Annotated in this window: 12 protein-coding genes and 1 pseudogene; 10 read left to right on the top strand and 3 right to left on the bottom strand. The window is 64.7% G+C overall.

Translation table 11 applies throughout. The features are described 5' to 3' along the window. The first annotated feature begins 271 nt into the window (after nucleotides 1-271). From A9K71_RS01105 to glcF, 4 genes are all read left to right on the top strand, one after another. Nucleotides 272-1,768, top strand: a complete 1,497-nt coding sequence (locus A9K71_RS01105; RefSeq protein ID WP_066989247.1) for an FAD-linked oxidase C-terminal domain-containing protein — start codon at nucleotides 272-274, stop codon at nucleotides 1,766-1,768. Nucleotides 1,769-1,832: 64 nt separating this feature from the next. Next, nucleotides 1,833-3,089, top strand: coding sequence for an FAD-binding protein (locus tag A9K71_RS01100; protein WP_066989245.1), 1,257 nt, complete (start codon nucleotides 1,833-1,835; stop codon nucleotides 3,087-3,089). Then, nucleotides 3,086-3,475, top strand: coding sequence for a DUF4870 domain-containing protein (locus A9K71_RS01095; protein WP_066989243.1), 390 nt, complete (start codon nucleotides 3,086-3,088; stop codon nucleotides 3,473-3,475). Before A9K71_RS01100 ends, A9K71_RS01095 begins: the two co-directional genes overlap by 4 nt. 69 nt (nucleotides 3,476-3,544) lie before the next feature. Then, the gene (gene glcF, locus A9K71_RS01090; protein WP_066989241.1) at nucleotides 3,545-4,870 is read left to right on the top strand and encodes a glycolate oxidase subunit GlcF; all 1,326 of its coding nucleotides are present in this window, start codon (nucleotides 3,545-3,547) and stop codon (nucleotides 4,868-4,870) included. Here glcF and A9K71_RS01085 read toward each other — a convergent pair whose 3' ends face one another. Both A9K71_RS01085 and A9K71_RS01080 read right to left on the bottom strand, forming a co-directional pair. After that, nucleotides 4,871-5,791 carry a bifunctional 5,10-methylenetetrahydrofolate dehydrogenase/5,10-methenyltetrahydrofolate cyclohydrolase gene (locus A9K71_RS01085; RefSeq protein ID WP_066989239.1) on the bottom strand — a complete coding sequence of 307 codons (921 nt, stop codon included), beginning with the start codon at nucleotides 5,789-5,791 and terminating at the stop codon, nucleotides 4,871-4,873. Between the two features lie 340 nt (nucleotides 5,792-6,131). Further along, nucleotides 6,132-6,872, bottom strand: coding sequence for a L,D-transpeptidase (locus tag A9K71_RS01080; protein WP_066989237.1), 741 nt, complete (start codon nucleotides 6,870-6,872; stop codon nucleotides 6,132-6,134). A 215-nt stretch (nucleotides 6,873-7,087) separates the two neighbouring features. On the opposite strand from A9K71_RS01080, the gene A9K71_RS01075 reads away from it, so the two are divergent. Beyond that, nucleotides 7,088-7,726, top strand: coding sequence for a DNA-3-methyladenine glycosylase I (locus A9K71_RS01075; protein ID WP_066989236.1), 639 nt, complete (start codon nucleotides 7,088-7,090; stop codon nucleotides 7,724-7,726). Nucleotides 7,727-7,851: 125 nt separating this feature from the next. Here A9K71_RS01075 and A9K71_RS01070 read toward each other — a convergent pair whose 3' ends face one another. Beyond that, the gene (locus tag A9K71_RS01070) at nucleotides 7,852-8,088 is read right to left on the bottom strand and encodes a hypothetical protein (protein WP_066989234.1); all 237 of its coding nucleotides are present in this window, start codon (nucleotides 8,086-8,088) and stop codon (nucleotides 7,852-7,854) included. Nucleotides 8,089-8,320: 232 nt separating this feature from the next. Between A9K71_RS01070 and hisS the strand changes: the two genes are divergently transcribed. The 5 genes and pseudogenes from hisS (at nucleotide 8,321) to A9K71_RS01045 (ending at nucleotide 14,310) form a co-directional block, all read left to right on the top strand. After that, nucleotides 8,321-9,823: a histidine--tRNA ligase gene (gene hisS / locus A9K71_RS01065; RefSeq protein WP_066989232.1), complete on the top strand. Its 1,503-nt coding sequence runs from the start codon at nucleotides 8,321-8,323 to the stop codon at nucleotides 9,821-9,823. 174 nt (nucleotides 9,824-9,997) lie between these two features. Then, on the top strand, nucleotides 9,998-11,119 hold the full coding sequence (locus A9K71_RS01060; RefSeq protein ID WP_066989230.1) for an ATP phosphoribosyltransferase regulatory subunit: 1,122 nt from the start codon (nucleotides 9,998-10,000) through the stop codon (nucleotides 11,117-11,119). Next, on the top strand, nucleotides 11,116-11,814 hold the full coding sequence (hisG, locus tag A9K71_RS01055) for an ATP phosphoribosyltransferase (RefSeq protein WP_066989228.1): 699 nt from the start codon (nucleotides 11,116-11,118) through the stop codon (nucleotides 11,812-11,814). The genes A9K71_RS01060 and hisG overlap by 4 nt, the downstream gene beginning before the upstream one ends. A 70-nt stretch (nucleotides 11,815-11,884) precedes the next feature. Continuing rightward, nucleotides 11,885-13,650: pseudogene (locus A9K71_RS01050) on the top strand (AMP-binding protein). A gap of 81 nt (nucleotides 13,651-13,731) precedes the next feature. Continuing rightward, on the top strand, nucleotides 13,732-14,310 hold the full coding sequence (locus A9K71_RS01045; RefSeq protein ID WP_066989226.1) for a poly-gamma-glutamate hydrolase family protein: 579 nt from the start codon (nucleotides 13,732-13,734) through the stop codon (nucleotides 14,308-14,310). Nucleotides 14,311-14,395: the final 85 nt, after the last annotated feature.

Below are 14,395 nucleotides of genomic sequence, written 5' to 3'. Positions count from 1 at the left end.
GGAGATTTCCCGAAGACAACAGAGGGCCGCGGCGCGAGAAGCTCCAGGATCTTCCTCGGCGCCGGACGAGCCGGCGGTTACGTGAGGCGAACCCCTGACCGCTTCGCGGCCATCTCCCCTCGAGGGTCCCTCAAGCGGGCAGAAGCCAGCGGCAGATTGCCGCTGCGAAAGCTCGGCCGTCGTTCGCCATCCGATTTCGACCAAAGCAGCGTTTGCAAGGAATGCTCCCGGCTGGTAAAAGATTTTGACCAGTCGAGTGGAGGAGGCTTCGATGTCCGGCCTTGCCATGCCCAAGCCAGATGCCGGGACGCTGCGCAAGCGCGCCGAGATCGTCGCCGACATGCGCATCATCGTGCCGGGCGAGGGCGTTGTCGATACGGCCACCGAGATGCGCGCCTTCGAGAGCGACGGCCTGACCGCCTACCGCCAACTGCCGCTCGTCGTCGTGCTGCCCGAGACGGTGGCGCAGGTCTCCGGCGTGCTGAAATATTGCAACGAGCGCAACATCCGCGTCGTGCCGCGCGGTTCCGGCACGTCGCTGTCGGGCGGCGCGCTGCCGCTCGAAGATGCCGTGCTTCTGGTGATGAGCCGCTTCAACCGCATCCTCGCGATCGACTATCCGAACCGTGTCGTCGTCGCCCAGCCGGGCGTCACCAATCTCGGCATCACCACCGCCGTCGAGCACGAGGGCTTTTACTACGCCCCCGATCCATCCTCCCAGATCGCCTGCTCGATCGGCGGCAATGTCGCGGAGAATTCCGGCGGCGTGCATTGCCTGAAATACGGGCTTACCGCCAACAATGTGCTGGGCATCCAGATGGTGCTGATGAATGGCGAGGTGGTGCGGCTCGGCGGCAGCCATCTCGATCAGGAAGGCTATGACCTGCTCGGCGTCATGACCGGTTCGGAAGGCCTGCTCGGCGTCGTCACCGAGGTGACGGTGCGCATCCTGAAGAAGCCGGATACGGCACGCGCGCTGTTGATCGGCTTTCCGACCAGCGAGCAGGGCGGCCAGTGCGTCGCCGACATCATCGGCGCCGGCATCATCCCGGGCGGCATGGAGATGATGGATCGCCCGGCGATCCACGCGGCCGAGGATTTCGTCCATGCCGGCTATCCGCTCGATGTCGAGGCGCTGCTGATCGTCGAGCTCGACGGGCCGAGCGTCGAGGTCGATCACCTGATCGGTCTCGTAGAGGCGATCGCCTACCGCAACGGCTCGACCACCTGCCGCATCTCGCAGTCGGAGCAGGAGCGGCTGAGCTTCTGGGCCGGACGCAAGGCGGCCTTCCCGGCCGTCGGCCGCATCTCGCCCGACTATTACTGCATGGACGGCACCATCCCGCGCAAGGAGCTGCCGCGCGTGCTCGCCGGCATGCGCGATCTCTCCGAAAAATACGGGTTGGGCGTCGCCAATGTCTTCCATGCCGGCGACGGCAACCTGCACCCGCTGATCCTCTATGACGCCAACGTGCCGGGGGAGCTCGACAAGGCCGAGAGTTTCGGCGCCGACATATTGCGGCTGTGTGTCGAGGTCGGCGGCGTGCTCACCGGCGAGCATGGCGTCGGCGTCGAGAAGCGCGATCTGATGCCCGACATGTTCAACCAGACCGATCTCGACCAGCAAATGCGCGTCAAATGCGCCTTCGATCCCAGCCATCTGCTCAACCCCGGCAAGGTCTTCCCGCAGCTCCGCCGCTGCGCCGAGCTCGGCCGCATGCACGTGCATCGGGGCCAGGTGGCGTTTCCGGACATTCCGAGGTTTTGATGGGAACGTCTCAGAACTTGGGTTCCTCGCCCCCGCTTCGCGGGGGGAGGAACCGGAGATTGCAATGACCACCTTCACCCCATCCAGCCCCGCCGAAGTCCTCTCCGCAATCCAATGGGCCGCCGCGGAGGAAAACCCGCTCGAAATCCTCGGCCATGTCTCCAAGCGCGGCATTGGCCGGCCGCTGCAGACCGAGCATACGCTCGACCTGTCGACGCTCACCGGCGTCACGCTCTACGAGCCGGCCGAGCTGGTGCTTTCGGCACGCGCCGGCACGCCACTCGCCGAAGTCGAAAAACTGCTTGCCGAGAACGGCCAGCAATTCGCCTTCGAGCCGATGGATTACGGGCCGCTGCTCGGCGGCGAGCCGGGCAAGGGAACGCTGGGCGGCGTGCTGGCTTCGAACCTATCCGGTCCGCGCCGGCTCAAGGCGGGTGCGGCACGCGACCACATTCTCGGCATATCGGCGGTTTCCGGCCGCGGCGAAGCCTTCAAGTCGGGCGGCCGCGTCGTCAAGAACGTCACCGGCTACGACCTTTCCAAGCTGATGGCGGGGAGCTGGGGCACGCTCGCCGTGCTGACCGACGTCACCTTCAAGGTTCTGCCGGCGGCGGAAACCGAGGTGACTCTGGCCATCCGCGGCCTGCTCGACGATGCCGCCGCTGCGGCCATGGCGCTGGCGCTGGGCTCCAGCGCCGAGGTCTCGAGCGCCGCGCACCTGCCCGAGCGGATCGCCGCGCGCGTCGCCGCCGGCCATCTCGGCAGCGATGCCGCGACGCTGCTGCGCGTCGAAGGCTTTGGCCCCTCGGTCGTCTACCGTACCGAGGCATTGCGAAACCTGCTCAGCAAGGCCGGCCCGCTGCAGGAAATTGCCGGCGAAGCGTCGAAGGCGATCTGGCGCGACATCCGCGACTGTGTGCCCTTCGCCGATGGCGGCGCAGGGCCGGTCTGGCGCGTCTCGATGCCGCCGTCTGAGGCCCATCACATGGTGATGGCGCTGCGCATGCAGGCGGCGGCCGACGCCTTCTACGACTGGCAGGGCGGGCTGGTGTGGCTTTCGATGCGCGAGGACGACCCGGAGGCGGAACTGCTGCGCGGTCTTATTCGCAAATATGGCGGCGGCCACGCCACGCTGGCGCGCGCGTCTGCCTCGCATCGCGCGGCGCTCCCCGTTTTCGAACCGCAACCGCCGCATCTGGCGGCGCTTTCCGCGCGGGTCAAGGCCGAGTTTGACCCGAAGCACATTCTCAACCCCGGCCGCATGGCGCCTACTTCCAGCTCTGCTACTCTTCCTCAGTCAACGGAGGGAGCAGCACCATGAGCAATGCCAATCCAGGCCCGGGCAGCAGCGCGCGCCAGACCGATCGCTGGCTTGAGCCGGGCCAGACCAACGCGCTGGTCATCTACATTCTCTATCTCGCCAGCCTTGTCGTCGGCGTCACCGGCATTATCGGAATCGTCCTCGCCTACATCAATCGCGGCAAGGCGGGCGGCTATGTCGAAAGCCACTACACATTCCTGATCAGGACGTTCTGGATCGGCCTTCTCTACGCGCTGATCTCGGTGGTCCTGATGATGCTCGCGATCGGCTTCCTGCTGATGTTTGCGGTTGCCGTCTGGTTCATCGTCCGCTGCATTCTCGGCCTGCAGGCGCTGCAGCGTGGCGAGCCGATCAGGGACCCGCAAAGCTGGCTTCTCGGTCAATGAGAGCATGATCCAGCAAAGTGGAAACCGGTTTGCGGAAAAGATCATGCTTAGACGATAAGGACATTTTTCGTGCAGACCAATTTTTCAGCCGCGCAGCTCGCTGACCCGCATGTCGCGGAATCGGAGAAGATCCTGCGCAAATGCGTGCATTGCGGCTTCTGCACCGCGACTTGCCCGACCTATGTAACGCTCGGCAACGAGTTGGATTCGCCGCGCGGCCGCATCTATCTCATCAAGGATATGCTGGAGAACGGCCGGCCGGCGGACAAGGAGATCGTCACCCATATCGACCGCTGCCTCTCCTGCCTTGCCTGCATGACGACATGTCCGTCAGGCGTGAATTACATGCATCTGGTCGATCATGCCCGCGCCCACATCGAGCAGACCTACAGACGGCCGCTGCTCGACCGGCTGACCCGCGCCATGCTGGCTTTCGTGCTGCCCTATCCGGGCCGCTTCCGCGCCGCGCTGAAGCTCGCCGGACTCGGCCGGCCATTGATCGGCCTGTTGGAAAAGCTGCCGACCCTGAAGCCGGTCGCCGCCATGCTGAAGCTTGCGCCGTCGTCGATCCCGCCGGCATCGCCGATCGCCTCGCCCGCCGTGCATGGCGGGCAGGGCACGAAACGCGGCCGCGTCGCCATCCTCACCGGCTGCGCCCAGTCGGTGCTCGATCCCGCCATCAACGAGGCGGCCGTCTCTTTGCTGACGCGGCTCGGCGTCGAGGTCGTGGTGCCGGAAGGCGAGGGCTGCTGCGGCGCGCTGGTGCATCACATGGGCCGCGAGGATCAGGCATTGGCTTCGGCCAGGCAAAATGTCGACGCCTGGATGCGCGCAATCGACCAGGGCGGGCTCGACGCCATCATCATCACCGCATCGGGCTGTGGCACTACGATCAAGGATTACGGCTTCATGCTGCGTCTCGATCCGGCCTATGCGGAAAAGGCGGCTCGTGTCTCGGCGCTGGCTAAGGACATCACCGAATATCTCGCTGCCCTCGACCTGCCCGAGCCGGTGCGCAAGCCGGGCACGATCGTCGCCTATCATTCCGCCTGCTCGATGCAGCACGGCCAGAAGATCACCCGTCAGCCGAAGGAGCTTTTGGCCAAGGCGGGCTTCATGGTGCGCGAGCCGCGCGAGGGGCATCTCTGCTGCGGCTCGGCCGGCACCTACAACATCCTGCAGCCCGACATTTCGGCCAAGCTGCGCAACCGCAAGGTGAAAAATATCGAGGCGACCGGCGCCGAAATCGTTGCCACCGGCAATATAGGCTGCATCACACAGATCGCGTCCGCGGCGAAGCTGCCGGTGGTGCACACGATAAAATTGCTCGACTGGGCCTATGGTGGTCCGAAGCCGGAAGGCGTTTCCGAGAAAAGCCTGGTCGCCCCCGAATAGCTACTCAGCCGCCAGCTGGTCCGCCACACCGTAGGTCGCGCGGTAGAGCGCGCGCTGACGGTTGAGCGCCACCATGGTGTTGCGCAGCAGGATCGCCACCGTCAGCGGGCCGACGCCGCCCGGCACCGGCGTGATCCAGGAAGCGACCTCCTTGACGCTCTCGGTGTCGACATCGCCGACGATGCGGCTCTCGCCGTCCGGGCCGATCTCGGAATTGATGCCGATGTCGATGACGCAGGCGCCGGGCTTCACCATCTCGGCCTTGATCAGTCGCGGCCTGCCGGCGGCGACGAGCAGCGCATCCGCGCGCCGCGCATGCGCCGCCACCGAGCGCGTCATGTGATGGCACACCGTCACCGTCGCACCCTCGCTCATCAGCAGGAAGGCGATCGGCTTGCCGACGATCTCGGAATGGCCGACCACCACCACCTCGAGGCCTTTCAGGTCGAGGCCGGTTTCCTTGAGAAGCTCGACCGATGCGGCCGCCGTGCAGGGCGCGAGATCGAGCTGATTGTAGACGATGTTGCCGATCGAGGCCGGATGCATGCCCTCGACGTCCTTCAGCGGGTGCACCGCCGACTGCAGCGTCTTGATTGGGATATGCGCCGGCACCGGCCGCTGGATGATGATACCGGTGACCCGCGGATCGGCGTTGAGGCCGTGAATGGCGGCTTCCAGCTCGCCCGCGGTGATGTCGGCGGCAAAGCGCCGTTCCTCGAAGCCGATGCCGGCAAGCCCGGCCTTGGCGCGCTGGTTGCGCACATAGACGTCGACCGCGTCGGTGTCGCCGACGGTGATCGAGACCAGCTTCGGCGGGAAGCCTTCCGCTGTGGCGATGGCCGCTTCCTCGCGTACCGAAGCGATGATGCGCTGGGCGACCGGACCGCCCCTGAGATTGCGGCTGTCGTCGGACCGGGTCATAGGTGGAACCTCTGCCTTCTGGAGCAACTCCAGAAGGGCGGTTTTCCGTCCGGAATTGCGTAAAACCAAGATTGTGCGCTGCAATAGCAGAGGTGCGCCGGGAAATCAGCCCCGAATGCGAAACATGCTGCTTCCGGGGCGACCCGTTGACGTGCTTGAAACGAAAAGGGCAGCGCGGTCTCCCGTGCTGCCCTTTCGTGACTGACCGTATCCCCACACGGCCCGTCCCCCGTTAACTCGATGCCAGTCTAAGCATGTCTCGCCAAACCGCGCTATGGCTTGAGGGCAACAGCAAGCGCCAAAACTGCTCAGCGCCGCCTAACCGGCTGATTCGCAGTTACTATATCACCTCGACGGTTGTTCCGACATTGACGCGCTCGTAAAGGTCGACCACATCCTCGTTGCGCATGCGGATGCAGCCGGAGGACACCGCGCCCCCGATCGTCCAGGGCTGGTTGGTGCCGTGGATACGGTATTCCGTGGTGCCGAGATAGAGTGCGCGCGCGCCGAGCGGGTTCTCGATGCCGCCGGCCAGATAGGTCGGCAGGTAGCGGCCCTTGGCCGCCTCGCGGGCGATCATTGTCGCCGGCGGGCGCCAGTCCGGCCACACTTTTTTGTCGGTGATCTTGTGCGTGCCCGACCATTCGAAACCGGGCTTGCCGGTACCGACGCCGTAACGGCGCGCCTTGCCGTCCTTCTCGACCAGATAAAGGAAGTTCTGGTGGGTATCGATGACGATCGTGCCCGGCTTCTGCGGCCCGTCATAGGCGACTTCCTGAGGCAGGTAGATCGGGTTGATCTGTGGCCGCATCACCATGCGCTTGGCAGGCTGCCGCACGGCTGCGGTGCGCCGCTGGTCGGGCTGCGCCTGGAAAAGCCGCCGCAGCGGCTGCTGGGTCGCCTGGCGGCTCGGGCGCACGATCCCTGGCGCATGGCCGAGCTGCAGCACCCAAGGCGCTGAAAGGTCGGGACTCACCATCACGGGCGGCCTGTCGGCATAACGGTCATTGGCGAAAGAGGTCGTCGCGCCGGCGGCAAGCACCGCGGCTGCGCCGAGCACGAAAGTGAACGCTGTCTTCATCGGAACGCACCTTGATCGTCGAACTCGTCCGAGGGCAGGGAAGAGGCCTCGGCGTGGCGATCCTTGGCGCTGAGCGGCAAGCAAAACATGAATCGAAATGCGTAAAATGCCGACTTGTCAGTAAACTTTGCGGTGTGGTTACCGGCCGGTTCAGGAATCTGGTAAAGCCACGGTAAAACCGACGCTTTGGCGCATTAACGGACGGATTTCCGACAATGGAACAAGAACATGCCGGCCTGCTCGACGGCCCCGACGGTATCATGCGCTGCTTCTGGCACGGCAATCTGCCGGACTATCTGCACTATCACGACCATGAATGGGGCCGGCCCGTAGCGGACGATCGCCGGCTCTTCGAAAAGATCTGCCTCGAAGGCTTCCAGTCCGGTCTCTCCTGGCTGACCATCCTGCGCAAGCGCGAGAATTTCCGCGAGGCTTTCGCCAATTTCGACTTCGACAGGGTGGCGGCGTTCACCGACAAGGATGTCGAGCGTCTGCTCGGCAATGTCGGCATCATCCGCCATCGCGGCAAGATCGTCTCGACCATCAACAACGCCGGGCGCGCCCGTGAAATGGCAGATGAATTCGGCTCGCTGGCCGCCTGGTTCTGGAAGTTCGAGCCGGGGCCTGACGAGCGGCCGACGGTTGTCGACCTTGCGCATCTGCGCGCCAATCCGACGACGGCGGTCTCGGTCCGGATCTCGAAGGAACTGAAGAAGCGCGGCTGGAGCTTCGTCGGCCCGACGACCGTCTACGCCTTTATGCAAGCGATGGGCTTGGTCAACGACCATCTCGAAGGCTGTGTCTGCCGGGCAGAGGTGGAGGCCGAGCGGCAGAGGTTCAGGAGACCGAAATAGCGTCACCTCTACCCGCCCCTTATGGCCCCTTGTGGGCAGGTCGCGCCGAAGGCGCGGGTCGGGTCGCAAAACCGAGCTCATCGCCTCCGACGCTACGCGTCCGCACATTGTGAGGTGGGGGAAGATCAGAGGCTGCCGGCGCTTGTCAGAAACAGCCCGGCGATGATGGCCGCCACGGCCGCAAAGGCCGGGTAGATCACCAGCAGTCCGGTCACCAGCGCGTCGCGCACCGTCGGCTTGTGGGCTTCCGCCACGACCTCGAACGGCCCTGCAGGCTGCTGCGCCGGCTTGGGGGTGGCGCTGCCGGCCGGCCGGAGCTTGGCAACCGGCTTGCTCTCGATGATGTCTTCCGTGGTCGTCATGGCCCGAACCCTTTGTTTCGGCGCGCTTATATGGTCCTCGATTGTGTCGGCAGCATGCCGCGCCGGTGACGCGATTGTTTCGTTCTTGGCGCCGTTTTGTTTCGAAGGCGCGGCCTTTCCTTGTCGGCACAAGGAGAAGGGAAAGGCGCCAACCCTTGCCGCCCAAGGCGGTATCGTCTAGGACACGCCCGCTCGAAATAAGTCAGCGTTCAGACAGCGAAAAGACCCATCCATGGCCGACAAATCGGAAAAGACGAAAGCGCGCCTGCCGCGCGGTTTTGCCGACCGCAGCGCCGAAGACATCCGCGCCGTCGAGAAGATGATGGCGACCATACGCTCGGTCTATGAGCTTTACGGTTTCGAGCCGGTCGACCAGCCGATGATCGAATACACCGACGCGCTGGGCAAATTCCTGCCCGACCAGGACCGGCCGAACGAAGGCGTCTTCTCGTTCCAAGACGATGACGACCAGTGGCTGTCGCTGCGCTACGACCTGACGGCGCCGACGGCGCGCTTCGTCGCCGAGAATTACGACCGCCTGCCGAAACCCTATCGCAGCTACCGGTCCGGCTGGGTGTTCCGCAACGAGAAGCCGGGCCCCGGCCGCTTCCGCCAGTTCATGCAGTTCGACGCCGATACGATCGGCACGCCGGGCGTCGCCGCCGACGCCGAGATGGCGATGATGATGGCCGACGTGATGGAGGCGCTTGGCATCAAGCGCGGCGACTACGTCATTCGCGTCAACAACCGCAAGGTGCTGGACGGGGTGCTGGAGGCGATTGGGCTTGGCGGTGAGGAGAATGCCGGGCGCAGGCTGACGGTGCTGCGCGCCATCGACAAGCTGGACAAGCTCGGGCCGGAAGGCGTGAGGCTGCTGCTTGGCCCGGGACGATGGGATGGCGGCAAGGAAGGCGAAGGCGATTTCGCAAAGGGCGCGGGGCTGAGTGACGCGCAGGCCGAAGCGGTTCTTCTCGCAACGGCAAGGAACGGACAGGCTGGCCAGGATTCCACCGTCGGTGCCAACGCCGTGTATCAGGAAGGCGTCGGCGAACTTGCAACGATTGAAGCTCTGGTCAGGGCTGCAGGATATGGGGAGGACCGCGTTGCGATGGACCGCTCCGTCGTGCGCGGCCTCGAATATTACACCGGCCCGGTCTTCGAGGCCGAGCTGCTGGCCGAGATCCCCAACGACGAAGGTCAGATCGTGCGCTTCGGCTCGGTCGGCGGCGGCGGCCGCTATGACGGGCTGGTCTCGCGTTTCCGCGGCGAGCCGGTACCGGCGACCGGCTTCTCGATCGGCGTCTCGCGGCTGATGACGGCGCTGAAGAACCTCGGCAAGCTCGACACTTCCGACGTCATTGCTCCGGTCGTCGTTCTGGTCATGGACAAGGATACGGAAAGCCTCGTCCGCTACCAGAAGATGGTCGCCGATCTGCGCGCCGCCGGCATTCGCTCGGAGATGTATCTCGGCGGCGCCGGCATGAAGGCGCAGCTGAAATATGCCGACCGCCGCGGCAGCCCGATCGCCGTCATCCAGGGCGGCGACGAGCGCGTCAAGGGAGAGGTGCAGATCAAGGACCTCATCGAAGGCGCGCGCCTGTCGGCCGAGATCACCGATAACGCCGAATGGCGCGCCGCGCGCCCGGCGCAGGTGACGGTGGCGGAGAGCGAGCTGGTCGCCGAGGTGAAGAAGATCCTGGCAGCGCAGGCCGAGGAGCGGGCACGTGGCAAGTAGGGCGCCAACCTCTCCTTCTCCCCTTGTGGGAGAAGGTGGCCGAGCGAAGCTCGGTCGGATGAGGGGTGTTCCAGGGAGCGCCAGCGTCTCATTCCGCCCAGCACCCCTCATCCGTCTCGGCGCTGCGCGCCAATCCACCTTCTCCCACAAGGGGAGAAGGGGAGGTGGCGCTTTATGACTTCCCGCTATCCCGCCATCGCCGCCGACGTCGCAAAACTCTTCGCCGCGCGCGACACCCACGCGGTCGAGGTGGCGGTGCTGCAGCCGGCCGATCCGTTCCTCGATATGGCGGGCGAGGATCTGCGCCGCCGCATCTTTCTGACCGAGAGCGAGACCGGCAAGACGCTGTGCCTCAGGCCCGAATTCACCATCCCGGTCTGCCTCGACCACATCGCCAGCCAGGCGGGCACGCCGCGGCGCTATTCCTATCTCGGCGAAGTGTTCCGACAGCGCCGCGAGGGCGGCAACGAGTTCTTCCAGGCCGGTATCGAGGATCTCGGCGATCGTGATACCGCCGCCGCTGACGCGCGCTCGCTGGCCGACGCGCACGCGCTGCTCTCGCTGGTGCTGCCCAGCGTGCCGCTCGCCATCACGCTCGGCGACCAGACCTTGTTCGAGGCGGTGCTGGCCGCGCTCGGCCTGCCGCGTGGCTGGCGCATGCGCCTCGCCCGCGCCTTCGGCTCGGCGTCGATGCTGGAAGCGGCCCTTGCCGACCTCGCCAATCCGCCGCGCAACAGCCAGCTGTCGGGTCCGGTGGCCTTGCTGGTGCTCGACAGCGATACCGACGGCCTCGCCGCTTATATCGCCGCCGGCATGGAAGAGGCCGGGCTGTCGGCCTCCTCGGGCCGCGCCCCGGCCGACATCGCGCGGCGGTTGATCGAGAAGGCGCAACTGCGCAGCGTGCGGCTGTCCGACGAGGCGTTCTCGGCGTTGAAAGGATTTCTCGAGATCGACGTCGCGCTGGGCGGAGCAACTGAGGCGCTGGAAAAATTCGCCGCCGCTGCGGGCCTGTCCCTTGGCGCGGCGCTCGAAAATTTCGCCGCCCGCGCCGAGGCGATCGCGGCACATGGCCTGCCGGTCGAAAAGATCCGCTATGACGCCGCCTTCGGCCGTCCGCTCGATTACTATACCGGTCTCGTCTTCGAGATTGCTGCCCAGGGTGGCGACCGTCCGCTGGTGGGCGGCGGTCGTTACGACCGGCTGCTGACGCTGCTCGGCGCGAAGAAGCCTATCCCCGGCGTCGGCTTCTCGGTGTGGCTCGACCGCATCGAAGCACTACGGGAGCCCACGCGATGATCACGCTGGCGATCCCATCCAAGGGCCGTCTCAAGGAGCAGTCGCTTGAAGTCCTGGCCAAGGCCGGACTGGCGGTCACTCTGCCCGAGGACGACCGCAAATACCGTGCCCGGATCGAGGGCCTCGACAATGTCGAAGTGGCCTTCCTCTCGGCGTCCGAGATCGCCGGCGAGATCGGCCAGGGCGCGGTCGATCTCGGCATCACCGGCGAGGATCTGCTGCGCGAAAACCTCGCCGACTGGGAAGCGCGCGCCGAGATCGTCGCCCGTCTCGGCTTCGGTCATGCCGATGTCGTGGTGGCGGTGCCGGATATCTGGCTCGACGTCGATACCATGGCCGATCTCGATGATGTCGCCGCCGATTTCCGCCAGCGTCATGGCCGGCGGCTCAGGATTGCCACCAAATACTGGCGGCTGACCCAGCAGTTCTTTTCGCTGAAGCACGGCATCCAGGTCTACCGCATCGTCGAAAGCCTCGGCGCCACTGAAGGCGCACCGGCGGCCGGCCTTGCCGACGTCATCGTCGACATCACCACCACCGGCTCGACGCTGCGCGCCAACCATCTCAAGGTGCTGGGCGATGGAATAATCCTGAAGTCGCAAGCCTGTCTCGTTGCTTCCAGGAAGGTCCGCGACGCGGCCGATGAGGCACAGTTGCGTGGCATCGCAGCGAAGATGGCTGCGCTGGTCGCTTAACCGGTACCTTCGGCGGGTTTCCACCGTCCCGGCAGGCTGATAGGCTGGCTCATCCCGGGAGGAGACGGCGATGGCGATCAAACTCGACGAGCTCATGAACGCCACCAATCTGCGCGGGCGCGGAACGCATGGCACCTTCATTGCTCCGATGGACGGCAGGGCGCATGTCTCGGGCGACCGTTCGGCGCCGTTGCTCGACAAAACCATTCCGGAACTCTTTTCCGATACGGTGAGCAGATACGCCACACTCGATGCCGCCGTCTTCGTCGGCCAAGACAAGCGCTTCACCTGGAGCGAGCTGTCGGATGCGGTCGACGCGCTGGCCGCCGGCTTCCTGGCGCTCGGCCTGGAGAAGGGCGATCGCGTCGGCATCTGGTCGCCCAACCGCTGGGAATGGCTGGTGACGCAGTTCGCCACCGCGCGCATCGGCCTGATCCTGGTCAACATCAACCCGGCCTACCGGCTCAGCGAGCTGGAATATGCGCTCAACACGGTCGGCTGCAAGGCGCTGGTCACGGCGGCCAGCTTCAAGACCTCCGACTATCTCGGCATAATCGAGACGCTGGCGCCGGAGATCGCCAAGGCCGAGCCCGGCAAGCTCGAGGCAAAGAAGCTGCCATCGCTGAAGATCGTCATCCGCATGGGCGAGGACAACTCGCCCGGCATGTTCAATTTCGGCGATGTGCTGGCAATGGCCGGCGCGACGAGCATGACAGCCTCGATCGCATCTCCGAAAGCCTGAAGCCCGGCGACGCCATCAACATTCAGTTCACCAGCGGAACGACGGGCGCGCCGAAGGGCGCGACACTCACCCATTCGAACATCGTCAACAACGGCAGCTTCGTCACCTCGGCGATCAAGCTCACCGTCGACGACCGGCTCTGCATCCCTGTGCCGCTCTATCATTGTTTCGGCATGTCGATGGGCACGATGGGCTGCGTCACCAAAGGCGCCACGATGGTCTTCCCTGGCGAAGGTTTTGATGCGGGCGCGACGCTCAGGGCCGTCGCGCAGGAACGTTGCACCGGCCTTTATGGCGTGCCGACCATGTTCGTCGCCATGCTCGATCATGCCGATTTCCCTAGCTTCGACCTCTCCAGCCTGCGCACCGGCATCATGGCCGGCTCGCCATGCCCGATAGAGGTGATGAAGAAGGTGGTGTCGCTGATGCATATGGCGCAAGTGACCATTGCCTATGGCATGACCGAGACCAGTCCGGTTTCTTTCCAGAGCAGCGTCGACGACCCGCTGGAAAAACGCGTCTCCACGGTCGGCCGCATCCATCCGCATGTCGAGGTCAAGGCGATCGGCGCCGATGGCGCCACCGTCCCGGTCGGCGAGCCGGGCGAGCTCTGCACACGCGGCTATTCGGTGATGAAGGGCTATTGGGACGACGCGGAAAAGACCCGCGAGGCGATCGACGCGGACGGCTGGATGCACACCGGCGACCTCGCGACGATCGACGCGGAGGGCTATTGCAACATTGTCGGCCGGGTGAAGGACATGGTCATCCGCGGCGGCGAGAACGTCTATCCGCGCGAGGTCGAGGAATTCCTCTACCGCCACCCCAAGATCAAGGAAGTGCAGGTCTTCGGCATTCCCGATGACAAATATGGCGAGGAGATCTGCGCCTGGATCGTGCTGAAGCCCGGCCAGATCGCCACCGCTGAGGAGATCAAGGCCTTCTGCAGCGGCCAGATCGCGCATTACAAGGTGCCGCGCTTCATCCGCTTCCGCACCGAGCTGCCGATGACGGTGACCGGCAAGCCGCAGAAATTCCTGATGCGCGAGGCAATGGTCGAGGAACTGGGGCTGGTGGCGCAGAAGACGGCGTGAGGCAGGATTGATCCGGAGATATTCAGCCCTCGCAAAACGCGCTCGAAGCGCGAACTGCCGACCACGCGTTTGGATGGGATTATGGACAACGAGTTCCCAAATTTTGCGGCGCTGAAGGCCGCCAAAATCGAAAACGTGGACTATCGCATCGTCGTGCGGCGTGGCGCTCGAACCGGCAATGCGATCGTCCTCGCCCCGCACGGTGGGAAGATCGAGCCCCGCACCTCCCTGATTGCCGAGACGGTGGCAGGGAGCGATCTGGATCTGTATTGCTTTGAAGGACTGATGCCGCACAACAATCGCGAGTTGCACATAACGTCAAATAACTTTGACGAGGAATCCGCGCTCGACTTGGTGCGGGCGAAGTCGATTGTCGTTGCTATCCATGGTCGCCAAGATCGGGACGATCCCTCGACAATCTATATGGGCGGCAAGGATGCCGCGCTGATTACAGAGATAGTTCGGCGCCTCCAGGAAGCCGGCTTCAACACCAAAAGGGACAACCATATTTTCCCAGGCATCGGCGATTTGAACATCGTCAATCGTGGATTGACCGGCAAAGGAGCGCAGCTGGAGATACCCTTCTCCCTGCGCCAGCGGCTGGGGAACGAACCGGAACTTTTGCGAAAATTCTGCACGGCGGTTCGCAAGGCGATTTGACACCGTCGATGCCAGAAGCCGTTCGATCGTTTCCTAAAGCCGCCTCACCCTAGACCGGCAAGGGGGAGCACGTCACGCACGCGTA

The sequence above is a fragment of the Mesorhizobium sp. WSM3873 genome, assembly GCF_001672445.1.
Taxonomy (GTDB): Bacteria; Pseudomonadota; Alphaproteobacteria; order Rhizobiales; family Rhizobiaceae; genus Mesorhizobium.
This window is presented reverse-complemented; position numbering and strand designations above follow the sequence as displayed.